The organism is Bradyrhizobium sp. ISRA430 (genome assembly GCF_029909975.1).
Classification (GTDB): Bacteria; Pseudomonadota; Alphaproteobacteria; order Rhizobiales; family Xanthobacteraceae; genus Bradyrhizobium.
Window position 1 is genome coordinate 3978730 of record NZ_CP094516.1, and the last position, 17169, is coordinate 3995898.

Consider the following 17169-nt stretch of genomic DNA (forward strand, 5'->3'; position numbering starts at 1 on the left):
TGCCTCAGAGCTCCATGCCGTCATTCGGGTCCATGGCAACCTGGCGGGCGACGCCACGCATCTGTTGGCGCATGAGCCGCGACTGACGGACGACATCCTCGTCATCATCAAGAACAACGGCAAATTCCTCTGCTGGCGTCGGTTCGATCGTCTCCTTGGCGATCGCAACGTGATCGGGGAGTTCGGGCTCACGACGGAGGCCGCTGTTCGCCGTGTCTTCCTCGACCTCGGCGGCCTTGTCAGTGTGACCTCCCGTCGGCTCCGGCGTTCCGAGCGATGACCATCCGTCCGTTCGCGATGATCTGCCAGCCCCCGCCGGATCGGGCGGCGGCAGAACCCGCTCGGTAAACCGCCGATCCTCATAGTAGCGAACCTTCTTTGCCCTTATCGGCGGCGTGCCCGCCACCATGACAATCTCGTCCATCGGCGGAAGCTGCACGACCTCACCCGGGGTCATCAGCGGCCTTGCCGTCTCCTGGCGCGAGACCATGAGGTGCCCCAGCCAGGGATTCAACCTATGACCGGCATAGTTCTTCATCGCACGCATCTCCGTCGCCGTGCCCAAGGCGTCGGACACACGCTTCGCCGTCCGCTCGTCATTGGTCGCGAAGCTGACGCGAACGTGGCAGTTGTCGAGGATGGCGTTGTTGGGCCCGTAAGCCTTCTCGATCTGATTGAGCGATTGCGCGATCAGGAAACTCTTGATGCCGTATCCCGCGATGAAGGCGAGCGCGGACTCGAAGAAATCAAGCCGCCCAAGAGCTGGGAACTCGTCGAGCATCATCAGGACTCGATGCCGACGGTCTCGGGCGTGCAGATCTTCGGTCAGCCGTCGACCGATCTGATTCAGTACCAGACGGATCAATGGCTTGGTCCGAGAAATATCCGACGGTGGTACCACGAGGTAAAGCGTCGTCGGGCGGCTATCTGCGATCAGATCGGCAATCCGCCAGTCGCAGCGGCGGGTCACCTGGGCCACCACGGGATCGCGGTAGAGTCCGAGGAACGACATCGCAGTGGACAGGACGCCGGAACGTTCATTCTCCGACTTGTTCAGGAGCTCGCGCGCGATCGAGGCGACCACAGGATGAGCACCCTGTTCGCCAAGGTGCGGCGTGGTCATCATCGCCTTCAGCGTCGCCTCGATCGGCCGCTTCGGATCGGAGAGGAATGCGGCGACGCCGGCCAGAGTCTTGTCAGCCTCGGCATAAAGGACGTGGAGGATGGCACCGACCAAGAGGGAATGACTGGTCTTCTCCCAATGGTTCCGCTTGTCGAGGGAGCCCTCGGGGTCGACCAAGACATCGGCGACGTTCTGTACGTCGCGAACCTCCCATTCCCCGCGCCGGACTTCGAGCAGCGGATTGTAGGCTGATGACTTTGGGTTGGTGGGGTCGAACAACAGGACGCGGCCATGCCGCGAGCGAAAGCCAGCGGTCAGTTGCCAATTCTCGCCCTTGATGTCGTGAACGATGGCCGAGCCGGGCCAAGCCAACAGCGAGGGGACCACGAGGCCGACACCCTTTCCCGACCGGGTCGGTGCAAAACACAAGACGTGCTCCGGTCCGTCATGGCGGAGGTAGTCACGGTCGAGCTTGCCGAGCACCACACCATCCGGACCGAGCAGCCCGGCCGCCCTCACCTCCTCCAGACCAGCCCAGCGCGCCGAACCATAGGTCTCGACATTCTTGGCTTCACGCGCCCGCCAGATCGACATACCAATCGCCGCTGCAATCGACACGAAGGTCCCCGACGCTGCTATGAACGCGCCCTCAACGAAGACTTGCGGCGCATAGGCGTCGTAGACAAACCACCACCAGAAGAAGACGGGCGGGTAGTAGACCTTGAAGCCTAACAGTTCGAACCAGGGCCGCCCAAGCTCCGGTTGCCAGGCGAGCCGCCAAGCCGTCCACTCGGTTGCTCCCCAGATGGCGAGCAAAACGATCAGGCCGACAACGATCACCTGTCCCCAGAGGATCTTGGTTCCGGACATCCCGAACGTCCTTCCGTAACTGAATTGGTGAGATACCTAGAGGCCGAGGTCGCGCTTGCGACCAAAACCCCATTCGATGCCGCCGCCGTCCTTCACGACGCCGGTGACGTGTTGGCCGAGCCGCTTTTCGAGTTCGCGCGACCAGGGCACGAGTTGGAAGCCGAGCCCATTATCGATCATGGCGAAGCGTCCCGAGGTGAGCGTCAGACGCTGGCGATACGTGCCCGCTACATGCTCCCCGGAGGCGGCGGCCACGTGAGGCAGGCCGGTGTCGGCCGAGACCTTTGCCGCCACGTCGTCCAGTTCACGTCGGCGCAGCGTGTTCAGGAGGTCGCGCTGCAAGATGATGCTTTGGCCCTGCCGTCGCGCCAGGCCCCCCTGGAACAGATGCTGGGTACGGGCTTCCATGGCGTCGCGGGTCTCGCGGCCGAATCCGCCCATGGCGAGCGGCATGCGGTGGCGTTCAACCAGCCGATGGTCGAGCCAGGTCGCGCCCTTCGCGCTGACCTGCTCGTGCAGATCGAGATCCGAGCGGGTCGCCAGCATCAGAGTCGGCCGCGGATCGCCGGCTTGACCGAAGCGTCGCACTTCAACGATACCGCCGATCGGCGGTGCATATTCAAATGCCTCGACCCCTCGGAAGCGCACGTGATGCGCGCGTCCGTCTGTTCCGTCGATCATGGCGTACGCCTCACCCGTCAGTTCGTCATGCAGTCCACGGTCGACCAGTCGTCCGATAATCTGGGACGTCGGCTGTCCACCTTCGATGACGAAGTCGGCAACGCCGCGCGCCTCCCCACGCTCGGTAAAGGTGCGGTGCATGGTCTTGATGATGTCGCCGCGCATGCCGAGGTCGCGCAAGCTGCGCTCGGCCTCGAGCCCAACCATCCATTCCCCAGGCGCGGCGGATGCGGCAAGACCCATCTTCTCCAGGTGTTGAAGGCGGCCAACCATCAGGCGTCGGATCTCAGGATCGGAGCTGCCTGGGTTCTCGGGGCGAAGATCGATAGTGCCGGTCTCATCGGCTGCCAGCCGGATCTCCCGATCGAGCCGCGTCCATCGTTCCGCCGTGACCTCCCTCTCCAGCGAATTGCGGATCTCGTGCTCCGGTTTTGAACCGAGTTCAATGGCGGCCAGTTCCTCGGCGCGTGAGCGCAGGCCCTGGCTGACGTAGTCGCGGGAGATCACGAGATCCGCCCCTTCCTCATCTATTCCCCGAACGAGAAGATGGACGTGAGGGTTGTCGGTGTTCCAATGATCGACGGCCACCCAATCGAGCCGGGTGCCAAGGTCGGTCTCCATCTGCTTGGCGAGATCGCGGGTAAAGGCCTTCAGGTCGGTCATGTCGCCGGCGTCCTCGGGTGAGACGATGAACCGGAAATGATGCCGGTCATCCTGGCACCGTTCTGCGAAAGCCGCGGTATCGGCGCGGTCGCAGCCCTCATCGAACATCTCGGCCCGCTCACCACTTCGGGTCACGCCATCGCGCTTGAGATATGAGAGGTGGGCGGTCAGTGGCGCTGAACGGAAGGCTCGCCCCTTGTGCCGGACAACACGCGCCTTCACCACAACGCGCCGTGTCGGGCTGAACAATCTGGCGCGGCTAAAGGCGAGGCGCCCGCGGCCAAACGTGGAGCGCCCATAGGCCACAGAACGCCTGCCAGCCGCGGCCGGCCCCGAGGTGTGTCCTGCTTTCTTCGCGGCGCGCAGCACCTGGTTGATGAAGCTCTTCGGCTTCGGCACGCGGGTACTGCGAATGCGCCCGGGTCGAATACGCAGATCGCTGTCGCCCACGCTCACGGCAGGGCCTCCCAACGATCCAAAGCGCACATGGTGCCGAAAATGCCTTTGATTGCATTCGTCAAAATGCACGGCGCGGCACGCGCCGCGACCGACCGGCACGGTAGAACGCAAGCCATGTCAATGGCTTGCGGTTCGACCGGCGAGCCCCTTTTATCTCGCCCTCTTAATCGGTCGTGTGTAAGCGTCCGACTCCCGCACGTCTTTCGCATATTCTGTTCTCGTTTCATTTCAGGTTCTCTGCTGCAGTGGAGAATCTCCGATGCCGCCTCGCTCCTGGGCAAAAGCCAACAATCCGTACTGGTCGACACACGTCGCGACCTGGTATCGCGGCCATCAGGACGCGGAGGAATATTGCCGCCGGCGCAAGCTTTCGATCGCGACATTTGAACGATGGATGCGCCATCTCGTTTGCGCGGAGGATCTGAGCAAACGCGCGGAATACTTGCGTAAATTGCGCAGCAAAGAGCTTGAACGGCAGGGCAAGAAGGGGCCATCGAAGCGACGCAAAAGGCCGCCGCGCTACCGCTACAGCGTGCGTACGAACAGCAAACCGATTGCACTTCGGGCGTTCTGGGGCATGCATGTCGAGGCGATGAACTGGAGTGGCATGGGGCATGCCGAGTACGCTGCGGCGCTCGGTCTGTCGCCGCATGCCCTGCGCATTTGGCGCGATCGCCTCGAAGAATCCGGCGACGAAATGGACTGGCGATCGTTGCTTCATCCGAGTGCCCGGGCTCAATTAAGCAGCGCTGCTAATTGCGCGCGGCGCAAATACCGCTTGACACCGCAGGCGGTGGATGGGCGGTCGAACCGGCGCCGCTTCAGCGACGAGCAGAAGCGGGCGATGGTGCAGGAGACGGAGAAGCCAGGGGTTGCCGTGGCGGAGGTCTGCCGCCGCCACGGCATCGCCACCAGCCTGCTCTTCCGCTGGCGCGTCCAGTTCGGTCTGAACGCTCGCAAGGCGCCGCAACTCGCGACGGTGACGCTCGCCGACGGCACGGCGAGTGAGCCGGCGGCGCTCACGGCCTTGCGCGATCTCGTCAAGGCGCCGGAAGGGATGATGGCGTTCGTACTGGATGATGGACGGCGCGTCCTTGCGCAAGCGGGCAGCAGTCCGGCGGAGCTGAAGCGGCAGTTCGCCGAAAGGGGGAAGGCATCATGATCGCTGTTCCGGCAGGTGTGAAGGTGCACCTCGCGCTTGGCCATACCGACATGCGCAAGGGTCTCGATGGACTTGCGACGTTGATCCAGGAACACCTCAAGAAGGATCCCTTCTCGGGCCATCTGTTCGTCTTCCGCGGGAAGAATGCTTCGCTTCTGAAGATTCTGTTTTGGGATGGGACGGGGCTGTGTCTGTTCACTAAGCGCATCGACCGTGCGACGTTCATGTGGCCACGCGCGGCGGAGCCTGGCGGTACGGTGACGCTGACACCTGCGCAACTCGCGATGTTGATCGAGGGCATCGACTGGCGTGCACCCGAGCGCTTCTGGCGCCCGCTTCTTGCAGGCTGAATCGCAAATACTAGCGCAATATAAGTCGAAGTTGCTTCTTCGAATCAGCGTGTTCGAGTAGATTCGGACATGCAGCTCGATCTCGACAATCTCCCGACAGAAACAGCACTTCTGCATCGCCTCGTTCGCGATATTGTCGGCACGATTGAACACCGCAACACTGAAATCGAGCGCCTGAAATCTATCATCAAGCAGTTGCAGCGCGCGCAGTTCGGCCGCCGCTCCGAGCGCCTCGATCCCGATCAGCTCGCGCTCGGTCTTGAAGATCTGGATGGCGATCTCGCCCGCGAAGAAGAGAAGCGTCCGCGCATCGCGGAGCAACAGGCCGAACGGTCTTCTCATCGCAAGCCGCTGCCAGATCATCTGCCGCGCACGGATGTGCGGCTCGACATTGGCGGCGTGATTTGCGCCTGCTGCGGCGGCGCGCTGCACGTAATCGGCGAGAGCGTGAGCGAGATGCTGGACTGGATTCCAGCACAACTGCACGTGATCCGCACCACCCGCTCGAAATACGCCTGTCGGACCTGCGAGACAGTGGTGCAGGCGCCGGCTCCGGAACGGGTGATCGTCGGCGGTGTCGCAACGCCGGCGCTGCTTGCTCAGGTATTGGTCAGCAAATACTGCGACCATACCCCCCTCTATCGGCAGTCGCAGATCTTCGCGCGGCACGGCGTCGATCTCCCGCGGTCGACGCTCGCTGGATGGGTCGGCGGCGCTTGCTGGTGGCTCGAGGCGTTGCACGACCGCATGTGCAAGAACGTGTTCGCCTCGGATCATCTGTTCGCCGACGACACGCCGGTTCCGGTGCTCGATCCAGGACGTGGACGCACCAAGACTGGACGTCTCTGGGTCTATGCCCGCGAGCAGCGCGGCTGGGGCGGACCGGAGCCGCCCGCGGCAGTTTATCTGTTCGCACCAGACCGCAGGGCCGAGCGTCCGGCTTCGCACCTCGAGCACTTCAAGGGTGTTCTGCACGTCGACGGCTATGCTGGCTTTGAGCCTTTGACTGGCAAAGGCGACGTCGTGCTCGCTGCATGCTGGAGCCATACGCGGCGACGATTCTACGAGGTGGCGCAGGCCACCAACGCGCCAATCGCGACCGAGGCGCTGCGCCGGATCGCCGAACTCTATGCCGTCGAAGCTGAGGTCCGTGGTCAATCGGCTGCGCATCGGCTTGCAGCACGCCGCAACCGATCGAAGCTCATGGTCGATGCCATGCGGCTCTGGTTCGAAACACAGATTCTCCTTGTACCAGGCCGTAGCACCCTGGCCGAAGCGATCCGCTACGCCCTCTCGCGCTGGGATAGTTTGACACGCTTCCTGCAAGACGGCCGCATCGAGCTCGACACGAACCCAGTTGAACGCGCAATCAGGCCTGTTGCCCTCGGACGCAAGAATCACCTCTTCGCGGGCAGCGATGGCGGCGGCCATCGATGGGCCGTTCTCTGTTCCTTGATTGAAAGCTGCAAGCTTAACGACGTCGAACCCTACGCCTATCTGCATGACGTGCTCACGCGGATGGTCGACGGACACCCTGTCAACCGGCTCGATGAACTGCTGCCGTGGGCTTGGAAAGCCGGGAATTCTGTCAAGAGCTGAGCGAAGTGCAGCGGCCGGACGCTTACGGTCGTGTCGTTGGCTTGCTCTCACCCATTTTCGCTTCCTTTCTCGTTTGCGACAAGGCCCGCTGCGCCACGCCATGACACGATGCGCCGCGATGGATCCGAGTCCTGATGCGCCGTGCAGTCTTCCGCGCTCGGCGACGGCACGTAGTCGCTGCAGCACGGCAGCGCGGACGCCGTCGCGGCGCATCTTTCCATCGGTGTGACGGAGCCACATCACAGGCAATCCGGCGCGATCGGCCGCCATCCGAAGATGCACCGTCGCAGGCAAGATAACGTGCGTTCCGTCGTATTTGTGCTGCACCAGTCCTCATCCGCCCGCGGCGGAGCTCCATGTTCAGGACGCGGCGATCACCGCGTCATTGGTCGGTCGTAGATCAAGTCGCTCATGCGTAAGCCCCGAGCAATTTGCGCTGCTTGGCAGTCCGCTCGGCGCGTCTCTCGGTCGCGGAGGCGTCCGGATCGCCGCAGTAGAACGTGCCGCTGGTCCACATGGCGTGCATGATCACGGCAAGCTTGCGCGCCACCGCGACCGTCGCCTTGCGGTGCGAGGACCGCTTCGCCAGCGCCAGCCCCCACGTCTTGACCTTGTCCTGCTTCTTGTAACGGGTCAGCAGCGCGCTGGCCGCCTCATACAGCGCCCGTCGCACGTCGCCGTCACCCGCCTTGCTGATCCGACCCTTGACGTCGATCGAGGAGCCGGACTGCCAGCGTCGCGAGGTCAGGCCAAAATACGCCGCCACGTCGCGCGAACGCCTGAAGCGCGAGGGATCATCGACCGCGGTCATAAAGCTCAGCGCTCCGATCGGACCGACACCGGGAATCTGCATGAACCGCCGGCACAGCTCGTGGCCGGCGACCAGGCGCACCACCAAATCGTGCAGCCGGCAGTACTCCTTCCACAGTGCCGCGCGCGCATTCAGCATGGCGTCGGTCAGCTCACTGACCAGCGCATCGCCCGCCACCGCTTCGCGCACGGCTTGCGCAAAGCCGCCGCGCCCGACCCGGTTCAGCCGGATGCCAAACACCTTCAGCGAGTGCCGGATCGCGTTCTCCAGGTCCAGAAACTTGCGCTTCAAATTGCGCCGGTGCGTCAACAACAGGCGCAGCCGGTAGCAGGCCTCGCTCTTGATATGCGCGCGTCTGAACCAGCCGGTGCGCATGATGTGGGCGATGCCGAGCGCATCCGCTTTGTCGGTCTTGTTGCGCTGCGCCTTCAGCGCTGCACGAACGTGGAGGGTCTCCAGGCACACCGCCGGCAGGCCGAGTTTTAACAGTTCCGGATGCAGCCAGGGCGACAGCGAGCCTGCCTCGTGGCCGAGCCGCCGCAAGCGGGAAAGATACGGCGTCAGCGCCGCCTTGATCGCGTCGGGATCGGTCACCACCGCCGTCTCCAGCATCAACTTGCTGGTGGCGTCCACCACGCAGATCGCTGTCTCGTCCATGCCGACATCCAAACCACAGAAGAATTCCATCGCTCGCCTCCCGCGTTGCTGAGGCGGCGCAGTTTGCGCGTTATTCATCGCGCAGACCACTTGCGCTGCTGCCGCAAGTCCCGGCGCAGCCCGATTACGGGCGGCAGTCCTGCCGTCGTGCGGTAAGCGTCCGAATCCTGCACCACTCTTCGATAGTGTGTTCTCGTTCCATTTCGGGTCCTCTGCTGCATTGGAGAATCTCCGGTGGGTCCAAAACATTTCCAGAACAAAGCCAGACGTGAATGGTGGTCGATTCACATCGAAGCCTGGCAGCGCAGCGGCCTTTCGCAGAGGGCGTATTGCCGTCGACATCGCTTGGACCAGGGGACGTTCGCGCGTTGGCTGAAGGCACTTGCTGGCGAGGAAGCTGCACGCAAGCTCGCGAAATATCAGACGGAATTGCGCCGAGAAGAACTGAAAGGAGGACCGAGAAGGACACTGCGGCAACGCTTCTCGATCAGCACGGACGTGCGTCATCGCGGTTTGCAAGCATTCTGGGCAATGCACGTCGAGGCGATGAACTGGAGCGGAATGGGTGCACGCGAGTGTGCCGCGGCACTGTCCCTGTCGCCGTACGCGCTGCGCAAATGGCGCCACCGGTTGGACGCCGGCAAGCTCGAAATCGACTGGCGTGCGCATCTTCACCCTTCAGCCCGCCCCGTCGCTAGCACTAGTGCCAAGGAATCGACCTCCCAAAGCAGCTTGACAGACGCCTCGAACGACGCTCCGACCATACCAGCGACGCGGGCCCGGCGCTTCTTCAGCGACGAACAGAAGCTGGCGATCGTGATGGAAACCGAGCAGCCGGGCACCACGGTCTCCGGCGTTGCCCGCAAGCACGGTATCGTCACGGGGTTGCTGTTCCGCTGGCGGGTAGAGTTCGGCTTTGCGCAGAGGAAGCGCGCAAAGTGTGCATCAGTCGCGCTGGCGGACGACACGACGGCCGCTCTCGTTCTACGACCGCCAGAAGGAATGATGGCTATTGGTCTGCCCGATGGGCGGTGTGTCTTTGCACCGATCGGCAGCGATCCCGATGTTGTGCGGGCGCGTGTTGAGAGCGGAGAAATCGCGCCATGCTGATTGTTCCTGCTGGCGTCAAAGTGCACCTGGCGCTTGGCTACACGGACATGAGGAAAGGCATAGATGGCCTCGCCATGTTGGTCCAGGAAGTGAAGAAAGATCCGTTCTCCGGTCATCTGTTTGCCGTCCGCGGCAAGAAGGCATCGATGTTGAAGGTCTTGTTCTGGTTCGGCAACGGTCTTTGCCTGTTCACCAAGCGGATCGACCAGGGTCGCTTTGTCTGGCCGGTAACGGCAGGTTACGATGGTTCGATCACGCTGACACCGGCGCAGCTTGCGATGCTGATTGAAGGCATCGACTGGCGCGCACCCAAGCGCGTGTGGAAGCCGGCCATCGCAGGCTAAATCGCAAAAGCCTGCATCGAACAAGGCGAAGTCGCTTTTTCGAATCGGTGTGTTCGAGTAGAATCGAACATGCAGTTCGATCTGACCAATCTTCCGCCAGACACAGCTCCTCTGCATCGCCTGGTTCGCGACATTGCTGCGGCCGTCGAGCACAAAGATAACGAGGTCGAGCGTCTCCAGTCGATCATCAAACAGCTTCAGCGAATGCAGTTCGGACGTCGTTCCGAGCGCATCGACCCAGACCAACTGGCGCTCGGTCTGGAGGATGTCGATAGCGATATCGGCCGCATCCGGGAGAGCCATCCAACGATCGTTACGGACAATCCGGATACGCCGTCGCGGCGCAAGCCGTTGCCCGCTCATCTGCCTCGCGAGGACGTCTTGCTCGATGTCAAGGACAGGGTCTGCGCTTGCTGTGGCGGAACAGTGCATGCCATCGGCGAGAGCGTCAGCGAAATGCTGGACTGGGTACCGGCACAACTTCGTGTCGTGCACATCACTCGTCCAAAGTACGCGTGTCGCTCCTGCAATAAAATGGTGCAGGCGGCCGCGCCGGAGCGGCCGATTGCAGGTGGGCTGGCATCGCCGGCGCTGCTCGCGCAAGTGCTGGTCAGTAAGTATTGCGACCACACTCCGCTTTATCGGCAGTCGCAAATCTTTGCCCGACTCGGTGTCGATCTCACCCGTTCGACGCTGGCCGGCTGGGTTGGTGGCGCGTGCTGGTGGCTGGAAGCCCTGCACGAACGATTGTGCAAGAACGTGTTTGCTTCCGATCATCTGTTCGCCGACGACACGCCCGTTCCTGTGCTCGATCCCGGCCGAGGACGGACGAAGACCGGGCGTCTTTGGGTCTATGCTCGCGAACAGCGGCCATGGTGCGGGCCTGAGCCGCCGGCCGCGGTCTATCTGTTTGTTCCGGACCGCAAAGCTGAGCGTCCGGCAGCTCATCTTGCCGACTTCAAAGGCGTCCTGCATGTCGACGGATATGCCGGCTTCGAGCGGCTCGCCATTAATGAAGACGTTGTTCTGGCGGCCTGCTGGAGCCACACGAGGCGCAAGTTCTATGAGGTAGCCGGGGCGACCGGATCGCCCGTGGCGACCGAAGCCCTGCGCCGGATCGGCACACTCTATGCCATCGAATGCCGTGTCCGCTGGCAGTCGTCGGCTCATCGGCTCGCCGAGCGATGGTCCTTCTCCAAGCCAGTCGTTCAAGCATTGCATTCCTGGCTGGAGATGCAGCTTCTCCTCGTCTCTGGCCGCAGCACGCTTGCCGAAGCGATCCGTTACGCGCTCTCGCGCTGGGAGGGGTTGACGCGATTCTTGCATGATGGTCGCATTGAGCTCGACACAAATCCGGTCGAACGCGCGATCAGGCCTGTGGCGCTCGGCCGCAAGAACCACCTGTTCGCCGGGAGCGACGGCGGCGGACATCGCTGGGCTGTCGCCTGCTCGCTGATCATGACCTGCAAGCTCAACGACGTCGAACCTTACGTCTACCTGCGTGACGTGCTGCAGCGGATTGTCGACGGACATCCCGTCAACCGTCTCGACGAATTGCTGCCGCGGACCTGGAGCTCCGAAGGAGCCCCCGCTACCACCGTCTGGGCAAAGCCAGACTCCCGCCAAACGGCGAACATGGGACCGTAGGCAATTGCAATAGTCGTCTTTTGTAACGATATTGCCTGACGGACCATAATTGCGATGTGATGGGGTTAAAGAGGTGACGCAGTCTTCCCGTAATGAGGCGGATGCCAAGCTGCTCTCCGAAGCCATTGCGGCGCTTCGTGAGTTGGTCTCACGCGCGCAAGACGCCACAGACGAGTCGTACGATGACGGCGAATCGGTTGATACTTGGAAGAGCGAGGAGTTCCGTGCCGCGATAGAGCGCGCCGAAGCGGTGATCGCGAAGGCGGAAGCTGCCATGGCAGAGCCCCGCACAAAGTAGGAGCTCGCCGAGTCGGCGCCTTGCCGACCAAGGGCGCTAGTCTCGTCAAGACATGACGTCATGTGCAGTCTCTGGACGCATACTCGTGGTCTCCCGGTCGCTAGTTCCCAAGGGCCAACTTCCAAGCCAACAGACTCTCGGTCGCGGCGATTTGCGACAGAATGCAGTTCGGGTCATTGCGGTAGATCCTTCAATAGCGCCTGCCCGAACACGTCGGCTGGTGGCCGATTCATTGCGAATGAGTCGCCGCGACTTGGCAGTTGACTTGCGAAGCCCCACTGTTTGCGAGCGTTTGCGATAGCGGTCGTTACCCGAAGGGCCGAGACACCCGCAGGGCGGTGAGGAGCGAAGCGACGAGTAGAGCGCGGACCGAAGGCATCGCCCGTATGCTATCAACACGTGCCACTTGCTCGGTGAAGCACGCCAAGGCTTGCGAACCGCACACTTGGTCATTGCGATACCTCCGAAGCCGATTGAGGGACGAACACGCCAATAGGCCGGGGGACCATGGGCGAAACATCGGACGCCAAGATTGCGGTCGTGACACCGCTCGACGGCATGAGCGCCAGCAACCGATCGCGCGTTTTCATTAGATTGGATCGCGTGACGAATAGTGTCGCAGCTGCTGATGGCTGTCCGCTGGACGTCCACCTCGGCGGCAGTTCGATGGCAAGCAGATTTGCAAGCTTTGCGACGTATGCTCGCGTCTCGTCTGGCAAAGGGCCGCCTGCGAGATGCTCTTCATAGCGACATGGTCCCGCGTTGTACGCGGCAAACACGCCAGGCGAGCCATACCGATCGAGCAGTTCGCGCAAGTAAGCCGTACCGGCCAGAATGTTGTCGTGCGGGTCGTAGGGATCGTTCCCGAGATGGTAGCGCTTGCGAAGTTCCGCCCAAGTCGCCGGCATGATTTGCATCAGGCCCATTGCGCCTTTCGGCGATCTGGCGTGCACGTCCCCAGCACTCTCGATGCTTTGGACTGATCGGATCCAGTTCGGCGCAATCGCAAAGCGTTGTGAAGCTTCATTGATGAAGCCAGCAAAGGAGCGAGCGGTCTGACTGATCGCCGGCTGGGCGGTTGATCCGCTCTGGGCCAAAGCAACACTGTCGAGCGCGGCCAGAAGAAGCATCAGGGGCACGACAGCACAAACGCGCGTGCCCAACTGAGCCAAGCACTCTGTCGCGCACGCGCTGGCCTTGCAGACCTTGATCGAGACGGAGGAATGATCCGGCAATCGATCGAACAAGGAAATAGCGCGGAGAACGCGTCGAATACGCACGATCACTCCTCCCACGTCCACACCGGCACCGCACGACCGATCACGCTGGATGCCCGAAGGAACCCAAAATACCGACCGTCAAGAGAGTCGTCCGACTGCCAGTTCATCAGAAACAGCTCGCCGTCGCCGACGACGCGGCAGCCCTGCCATTTCGGCAGCGGCCGGCCGCGTCCGTCGCGATCCCTCGCCTCGCCCACCGCGACGTCGTCGATCGAAATCGTGAGACCGGTTCTGCAAACACGCTGCCCGGGAAGGGCGAGCACGCGCTTCAGCATGGGGACGCCAATGGGCAAATAGCCGTTAAAGTCGAGGAATGTCGCAAGCGGTTCCGGCGGCTGCACGGCGACCAGCTCGGTGACATGTAAGCTCTCTGTCGGTCGTAAGCGATAGAGACCGATCGGCACGCTCGCGGATGCATTCCAGATGTAAAGCGGAAGCGGCTCCAGGACGATCGTCGCGACGAGCGCGGCAGCGAGCCCAATCGTCGCGGCCAGCATCATGAGGCGGCCCGTCATCGCATCACCCGTTGGCGATGGAGCCAGGCCTGATGGCGCGCTTTCGTATACGGGCGCGGGTTTTCGTTAACCGACAGGCGGTTTTGAACGTGATGCCAATGATCAGGCGCGACATCAGCGGGATCGATGCCGAGCGCCTCAACGGCATCGATCATCTGCAGCACGCGCTCGACCTTCGGCCAACCTGACAGGCGCAGCAGAATCTCACCGCCGGGTGTCACATAAGGAACGGTCGAGCAGCGCTGTCCCGGCGCCACCGCGCGCAAGATGTCGATGCGCGAAATGATCGTGCCAAAGTCGTTGGACGTCCAACGGACGAACGCAAAGATGCTGCCGGGTGCAAATGACAGGACACGCCGGTGACGATCGAGTTTTCTTTCCTTGACAATGCGACCGAACCGAATGCGGTTTTCGATACGCTTCTCGAGCCACAGCACTTCCACTTCTGTCAGATCGCTCATGCTGCCGCTCCCTGAAGCTCGAGCTGGGAGCAACGCGTTTTGGGAGCGGTGAAGTGCGTGTACGGTCTGTGAAGATCTGCGTGAGTGGCGGCCCGGCGTTGCCGGTCACACGTCATGCGCTTTGCGGCCCGGTCCGTTAGAAGAAATCCGAAGGATTTCTGGTTAGCCGGGGTACTGACCAGTGCCCCCTCGCCGGCCGCGCTGCTGCGAAAATGCCTCGCAACGATTCGCGAACGGAGCGCGCGGTGCGGTCCGGCGGTCGGCGGTGGAGGCGAATGATGGACTTCTATGCAGGGCTCGACGTGTCGCTGGAGGCGACGAACATTTGCGTGGTGGACGGCGACGGCCAGGTCGTCCGGGAAGCGAAACTCGATGCCGATCCGGACGCGATCGAGCTGTTCCTGGCGGAATGGGGCATGCGCCTGAAGCGCGTCGGGCTGGAAGCGTTCTCCTACTCTGCCTGGCTGTTCACGGCGCTCGCCGAAAAGGGCCTCCCTGTGACTTGCATCGAGACCCGGCATGCCAAGGCGGCGATGAACGCGATGTTGAACAAGACGGATAGGAATGACGCCAGGGGCATCGCCCAGATGATGCGGACCGGCTGGTTCCGTGCGGTCCATGTCAAATCGGAGAGCGCGCAAACGCTGCGGGCGCTGCTGGTCGGCCGCAAGGCGCTGCTCGGCAAGGTGCTCGACATGGAGAACATGATCCGCGGCCTGTTGCGCCCGTTTGGCTTGAAGGTTGGCGAAATCTCGGTCGGCCGCTTTGACGCGCGGGTGCGTGAGATGATGGCCGGGAAGAGGGATTTGGAGGCCATTGTCGCACCGTTGCTGGACGCTAGAAGCGCGATGCGGCTGCAGCTGGCAAAGCTGCACCGCCTGGCGCTGGCAGCGGCGCGCAGCGACAATGCTGTGCGGCGGATGATGACCGTGCCCGGCGTTGGCGCGCTCGTGGCGCTGACATTCCGCGCAACGGTCGACGACCCGGCGTGCTTCAAGAAGTCGACCAATGTCGGCGCGCATTTCGGCCTGACGCCACGGCGCTACCAATCGGGACAAACCGATCGCATCGGCAGCATCTCCAAATGCGGCGACGAGCTGACGCGGGCGATGCTGTATGAGGCGGCGATCGCGATCCTCACCCGCATTCCGAAGAACTTCAAGCTGCGACTGTGGGGCCTGCGGCTGGCCAGGAAGAAGGGTTTGAAGCGCGCGGCAACCGCCGTGGCGCGCGCGCTCGCCGTGCTGCTGCACAAGATCTGGACCAGTGGCACCACGTTCCGGTTTGGCGCCGGCGGCAAGCGCGGCCGGGTCGCTGCGGCGATCTAAGGGCCTCCGCAACCCGGCCGCTTCCACGCGCGCCTTTTCCTTCCGCCACGGCGGAGCAGCGTCTCCCGAGGAGACGGGGACTTGGGTGAGATCGCAACTTTTCTTGCCGGCGGCTTCATGCAGACGATTGAAGCCATCAAGCACGGCGCTGGTTAGCCTGACCGCCCATTCCTCAGATTTCGGCTTGTGGTGGCCATCGTGCCAACCACGGATGTTAGCGAGTTCTCCTCGACGAGCGAGTGGCTGCAAAAGGACGTGACGCGCACCAGGCGATGATGTTGACGATCGCGCAGATTTGCGCGCGATCGCGTTTTCGCGCGTGCATTGGCGATAAGAATCGCATTGCGGAGAAGCTTTGCGCGTGAGAGAGTCGAGGCATGAGGCGTCCTTGTTGCACGCGCAGCCGACTTGTTCACAACGTACTGATTCACAACAAGAAGTTAGTGTCAGTATGTTAGTAAAGTTAGATCGGCTGGAAAGCGCGGAGAAACAAGCTCTTAAGCTCGATTCCGGTCCCCGATAGCACGATGATCGGGTCCCCGATAGCACGAGGGTTGCGGTCCCCGATAGCACGAGCTGATTCACAGATTGTCCTCCGAATTTGGAATGAGACCGCGGCGGCGCAAGCGGGCCGTTAGGGGATCAGCAGGCGTAGGCGCGAAGTTCAGCCGCTCGGTGCCATCGGGATCGCGCGTGAGCACGAGCTGATAGCCAGGCAATGTCTGGCGCTGGACGATCTGGCGTATGTCGTAAGCAAAGTGCTTGAGCGGCGAGAGGATACCGGACTTGGCATGGAGATGCACAAGGTCAAAGCTCCAGCCGCCATCCTGGCGTCCACCGTGCTTGCGCACGAGCCGGTAGAGCCACCGCTCAAGCCCGCCCGTCAGATCGAAATAAGCGCCGTCGATGGTCAGCACGAGCGCGTCATCGATGACGCCGGCATAGAACCAATCAGGCAAGATCAATTCGAGACCAAATGGGCGGCCATTTGCATCGGCCGTCTCCTTCCACTCGTTGATCCAGGAGAAGCGGTGCCGCCGCCGCTCTGCCGGCTGACGGATCGACGTCAGCACGGTCGTTGACTGAAGTCTGTCAAGACCAGCCTTCAGGCGGTCATAGTCACGTGCACTGGTGCCACGGCCCACGAACGTCAAAATCTCGTAAGGCGTTGCAGCCATGAGGCGCGACGTCTTCAAGCCGGCGTCACGGGCTTCGACGATCTGGGAAGCAGCCCAGATCAGAACATCTGCATCCCAGATGGTCGCCATGCCACGCTCCGGCACGGCTTCGACACGAATTGCAATCGCGCCGGCGCGGAAATCGATTGGTACGATCCGCTTTGTTTTTGCGAGCGAGAAGAACGGATAAGCCATCAAATCCTGCGCGTCGCGGGGCGCAAGATCGCCGGGTAGCGCCCGAAAGAGCTCAAGCTGGTCGCGCTCAGAATGATGTTTGCGCCGCATGGTCACTGCTCTCACGCGGCAATCAGCGACGTTCCTGGCCCGCATACGGCCGCAGCGCCGGGTGCTTCTTGGCCGGCAGCACCGTTCCCTTGCCGGGATCGGACGTCGACGTCTTGGCGCCGCGGTCGGCCCATGCTTTCAGGTCATCGACGGCGTAGACGACGCGGCCACCGATCTTCCGATACGTGGGCCCAGTACCGTACGTGCGGTGCTTCTCTAGCGTGCGGCCGGACAGGCCAAGATAGCGGGCGGCCTCAGGTGTACGCAGGAATCGCGGGGGAAGACCGGCCATCGGATCGGGCATTTGAGAACTCCAGGAGGACAGCGCACCACGCCCGGCTAGGCCGG

General features: G+C 62.5%; 16 protein-coding genes. 8 read left to right on the plus strand and 8 right to left on the minus strand.

Features of this window, described 5'->3' with window-relative positions:
- Nucleotides 1–4 precede the first annotated feature (4 nt).
- Together MTX21_RS18980 and MTX21_RS18985 are read right to left on the minus strand one after the other, a co-directional pair.
- Nucleotides 5–1993, minus strand: coding sequence for a conjugal transfer protein TraG (locus tag MTX21_RS18980; protein WP_280966287.1), 1989 nt, complete (start codon nt 1991–1993; stop codon nt 5–7).
- A gap of 36 nt (nt 1994–2029) precedes the next feature.
- Nucleotides 2030–3793: a DUF3363 domain-containing protein gene (locus MTX21_RS18985; protein ID WP_280966288.1), complete on the minus strand. Its 1764-nt coding sequence runs from the start codon at nt 3791–3793 to the stop codon at nt 2030–2032.
- A 397-nt stretch (nt 3794–4190) separates the two neighbouring features.
- On the opposite strand from MTX21_RS18985, the gene MTX21_RS18990 reads away from it, so the two are divergent.
- The 3 genes from MTX21_RS18990 to MTX21_RS19000 all read left to right on the plus strand — a co-directional run bounded on the left by MTX21_RS18990 (nt 4191) and on the right by MTX21_RS19000 (nt 6907).
- Nucleotides 4191–4958 carry a transposase gene (locus tag MTX21_RS18990; protein WP_280966289.1) on the plus strand — a complete coding sequence of 256 codons (768 nt, stop codon included), beginning with the start codon at nt 4191–4193 and terminating at the stop codon, nt 4956–4958.
- Nucleotides 4955–5308, plus strand: a complete 354-nt coding sequence (gene tnpB / locus MTX21_RS18995) for an IS66 family insertion sequence element accessory protein TnpB (RefSeq protein WP_128956991.1) — start codon at nt 4955–4957, stop codon at nt 5306–5308. Before MTX21_RS18990 ends, tnpB (MTX21_RS18995) begins: the two co-directional genes overlap by 4 nt.
- 69 nt (nt 5309–5377) lie before the next feature.
- The gene (locus MTX21_RS19000) at nt 5378–6907 is read left to right on the plus strand and encodes an IS66 family transposase (protein ID WP_280966290.1); all 1530 of its coding nucleotides are present in this window, start codon (nt 5378–5380) and stop codon (nt 6905–6907) included.
- Between the two features lie 409 nt (nt 6908–7316).
- On the opposite strand, the gene MTX21_RS19005 is transcribed toward MTX21_RS19000, so the two are convergent.
- Nucleotides 7317–8405: an IS110 family transposase gene (locus MTX21_RS19005; RefSeq protein WP_280966291.1), complete on the minus strand. Its 1089-nt coding sequence runs from the start codon at nt 8403–8405 to the stop codon at nt 7317–7319.
- A gap of 204 nt (nt 8406–8609) precedes the next feature.
- Here MTX21_RS19005 and MTX21_RS19010 point away from each other — a divergent pair, with 204 nt between their 5' ends.
- The 4 genes from MTX21_RS19010 to MTX21_RS19025 all read left to right on the plus strand — a co-directional run bounded on the left by MTX21_RS19010 (nt 8610) and on the right by MTX21_RS19025 (nt 11774).
- Entirely contained in the window at nt 8610–9485 is an 876-nt protein-coding gene (locus MTX21_RS19010; RefSeq protein WP_280966292.1) for a transposase, read from the plus strand.
- Entirely contained in the window at nt 9479–9829 is a 351-nt protein-coding gene (tnpB, locus tag MTX21_RS19015) for an IS66 family insertion sequence element accessory protein TnpB (RefSeq protein WP_280966293.1), read from the plus strand. The genes MTX21_RS19010 and tnpB (MTX21_RS19015) overlap by 7 nt, the downstream gene beginning before the upstream one ends.
- A 69-nt stretch (nt 9830–9898) precedes the next feature.
- Complete coding sequence (locus MTX21_RS19020; RefSeq protein WP_280966294.1) at nt 9899–11476, plus strand: IS66 family transposase; 1578 nt, start codon at nt 9899–9901, stop codon at nt 11474–11476.
- Between the two features lie 73 nt (nt 11477–11549).
- Nucleotides 11550–11774: a hypothetical protein gene (locus MTX21_RS19025; protein ID WP_280966295.1), complete on the plus strand. Its 225-nt coding sequence runs from the start codon at nt 11550–11552 to the stop codon at nt 11772–11774.
- 449 nt (nt 11775–12223) lie between these two features.
- Here the strand turns inward: MTX21_RS19025 and MTX21_RS19030 are convergent, their stop codons facing one another.
- Genes MTX21_RS19030 through MTX21_RS19040 form a run of 3 tightly spaced genes read right to left on the minus strand, consistent with a single transcriptional unit; the run spans nt 12224 to nt 14030 of the window.
- Complete coding sequence (locus MTX21_RS19030; RefSeq protein WP_280966296.1) at nt 12224–13054, minus strand: lytic transglycosylase domain-containing protein; 831 nt, start codon at nt 13052–13054, stop codon at nt 12224–12226.
- A 2-nt stretch (nt 13055–13056) separates the two neighbouring features.
- Nucleotides 13057–13569, minus strand: a complete 513-nt coding sequence (locus tag MTX21_RS19035; RefSeq protein WP_280966297.1) for a S26 family signal peptidase — start codon at nt 13567–13569, stop codon at nt 13057–13059.
- The gene (locus tag MTX21_RS19040; RefSeq protein ID WP_280966298.1) at nt 13566–14030 is read right to left on the minus strand and encodes a DUF2840 domain-containing protein; all 465 of its coding nucleotides are present in this window, start codon (nt 14028–14030) and stop codon (nt 13566–13568) included. The genes MTX21_RS19035 and MTX21_RS19040 overlap by 4 nt, the downstream gene beginning before the upstream one ends.
- Before the next feature lie 278 nt (nt 14031–14308).
- On the opposite strand from MTX21_RS19040, the gene MTX21_RS19045 reads away from it, so the two are divergent.
- The gene (locus MTX21_RS19045; protein WP_280966299.1) at nt 14309–15358 is read left to right on the plus strand and encodes an IS110 family transposase; all 1050 of its coding nucleotides are present in this window, start codon (nt 14309–14311) and stop codon (nt 15356–15358) included.
- Nucleotides 15359–15939: 581 nt separating this feature from the next.
- Here the strand turns inward: MTX21_RS19045 and MTX21_RS19050 are convergent.
- Nucleotides 15940–16821, minus strand: a complete 882-nt coding sequence (locus tag MTX21_RS19050) for a replication initiator protein A (protein WP_280966300.1) — start codon at nt 16819–16821, stop codon at nt 15940–15942.
- Between the two features lie 22 nt (nt 16822–16843).
- On the minus strand, nt 16844–17125 hold the full coding sequence (locus MTX21_RS19055) for a helix-turn-helix domain-containing protein (protein ID WP_008561544.1): 282 nt from the start codon (nt 17123–17125) through the stop codon (nt 16844–16846).
- Nucleotides 17126–17169: the final 44 nt, after the last annotated feature.

What these genes read in the sequence shown, in the direction of transcription:
- MTX21_RS18980 (WP_280966287.1), bottom strand. Translation starts at nt 1,993, where the DNA reads ATGTCCGGAACCAAGATCCTCTGGGGACAGGTGATCGTTGTCGGCCTG.
- MTX21_RS18990 (WP_280966289.1), top strand. Translation starts at nt 4,191, where the DNA reads ATGCGCCATCTCGTTTGCGCGGAGGATCTGAGCAAACGCGCGGAATAC.
- tnpB (WP_128956991.1), top strand. Translation starts at nt 4,955, where the DNA reads ATGATCGCTGTTCCGGCAGGTGTGAAGGTGCACCTCGCGCTTGGCCAT.
- MTX21_RS19000 (WP_280966290.1), top strand. Translation starts at nt 5,378, where the DNA reads ATGCAGCTCGATCTCGACAATCTCCCGACAGAAACAGCACTTCTGCAT.
- MTX21_RS19005 (WP_280966291.1), bottom strand. Translation starts at nt 8,405, where the DNA reads ATGGAATTCTTCTGTGGTTTGGATGTCGGCATGGACGAGACAGCGATC.
- tnpB (WP_280966293.1), top strand. Translation starts at nt 9,479, where the DNA reads ATGCTGATTGTTCCTGCTGGCGTCAAAGTGCACCTGGCGCTTGGCTAC.
- MTX21_RS19020 (WP_280966294.1), top strand. Translation starts at nt 9,899, where the DNA reads ATGCAGTTCGATCTGACCAATCTTCCGCCAGACACAGCTCCTCTGCAT.
- MTX21_RS19035 (WP_280966297.1), bottom strand. Translation starts at nt 13,569, where the DNA reads ATGACGGGCCGCCTCATGATGCTGGCCGCGACGATTGGGCTCGCTGCC.
- MTX21_RS19040 (WP_280966298.1), bottom strand. Translation starts at nt 14,030, where the DNA reads ATGAGCGATCTGACAGAAGTGGAAGTGCTGTGGCTCGAGAAGCGTATC.
- MTX21_RS19045 (WP_280966299.1), top strand. Translation starts at nt 14,309, where the DNA reads ATGGACTTCTATGCAGGGCTCGACGTGTCGCTGGAGGCGACGAACATT.
- MTX21_RS19050 (WP_280966300.1), bottom strand. Translation starts at nt 16,821, where the DNA reads ATGCGGCGCAAACATCATTCTGAGCGCGACCAGCTTGAGCTCTTTCGG.
- MTX21_RS19055 (WP_008561544.1), bottom strand. Translation starts at nt 17,125, where the DNA reads ATGCCCGATCCGATGGCCGGTCTTCCCCCGCGATTCCTGCGTACACCT.